1 protein-coding gene is annotated in these 1365 nt (G+C 66.8%); it reads left to right on the top strand.

Annotation, left to right across the window (positions count from 1 at the left end; all coding sequences use genetic code 11):
- Nucleotides 1-66 precede the first annotated feature (66 nt).
- Nucleotides 67-1331, top strand: a protein-coding gene (locus ACT3T5_RS19545) for an IS3 family transposase (RefSeq protein ID WP_444595325.1) whose coding sequence is annotated in 2 segments (ribosomal slippage) — nucleotides 67-412 and nucleotides 412-1331 — 1266 coding nt in all. Because the reading frame shifts where the segments join, the coding sequence is not laid out codon by codon here.
- The last annotated feature ends 34 nt before the right edge of the window (nucleotides 1332-1365 follow it).

Genomic DNA, 1365 nt, shown 5'->3' with positions numbered 1-1365 from the left:
GGGGCCTGACCCTTGTTCGTGGACACGCTGATTCCAGCATTGGCTGGGGAAGCGAGATCATGAACCATGGCTAGGAAGAACTACTCCGAGGAGTTCCGCCGGCAGGCGGTGGACCTGTATGAGTCGACTCCGGGAGCGACGCTCCGCGGTATCGCGGAGGACCTCGGGATCGTCCGGGGCACGCTGCGGCAGTGGCTGGAGACCCACGGGACCGGGAAGAAGACCGCGGTTGACGGTTCGCTGAGCGAAAGCCCGTTGCGGTCTGCGCCGATCGCTGCGACGTCGGATCCTGATGAGCCGCTGGAGCGGCGCGTGGCTCGGCTGGAGGCGGAGAATGCCCAGCTGAGAGCGGAGACGACGAAGCTTGCCACGGAGCGGGAGATCCTCCAGAGGGCGGCGAAGTATTTCGCTGGGGAGACGCGCTGGTGAGTCGCTTCCAGTTCGTCGCCGAGAACTCCACCACCTACCCGGTGAAGCGACTGTGTGAGCTCGTCGAGATCGAGCGCTCCTCCTACTACGCCTGGCAGACAGGTGCCCCGGCTCGGTCCGCGCGGGCCGCTTCGGATGGCGAGCTGCTGGAGCGGATCCGCGTCATCCACGCGCAGGACGATGCCCAGGGTGTTCCGCGGATCACGGCCGAGCTCAACGACGGGGCCGCGCCCGAGGACCGCGTCAACCACAAGCGGGTCGCCCGCGTGATGCGGGACGCCGGACTCAGCGGCTACGTCAAGAAGCGCAAGCACCGCACGACGGTGCCCGAACCGGCCGACCAGATCGTTCCTGACCTGCTGAAACGGGATTTCACCGCCGAGGCGCCGAACCAGCGCTACGTTGGCGACATCACCTACCTGCCGCTGTCCGAGGCCGGTGGAAGCGGGAACCTGTATCTCGCCACCGTGATCGACTGCTACAGCCGCCGCCTGGTGGGCTGGGCCATCGCCGATCACATGCGCACCGACCTCGTCGCCGACGCCCTCAAGGCCGCCGCCGCGACCCGTGGATCTCTAGCAGGAGCGATCTTCCACAGCGACCACGGGTCGGTTTACACCTCCAAGGCCTACGCCGAGCTCTGCCAGCAACTCGGCGTTATCCAGTCGATGGGAGCGGTCGGCACCAGCGCCGACAACGCGATGGCAGAGTCATTCAACGCGACGCTGAAGCGCGAGGTTCTCCGGGACGCCGCGTGCTTCACCGACGAGCTGTCCTGCCGCCGCAAGATGTTCCGATGGCTGACCCGCTACAACACCAAGCGCCGCCATTCCTGGTGCCGCTACCTCTCCCCGAACGCCTACGAGCGCGCCTACACCGCTACGCTAGCGCTCGCAGCGTAAACAACCCCGTGTCCACGAACCGGGGGTAGGCCCC

It is taken from the genome of Brachybacterium sp. AOP3-A1-3, assembly GCF_052378285.1.
Taxonomy (GTDB): Bacteria; Actinomycetota; Actinomycetes; order Actinomycetales; family Dermabacteraceae; genus Brachybacterium.
Note: the sequence above shows the minus strand (reverse complement) of the source record. Positions and strands in the feature narration are given on the sequence as shown.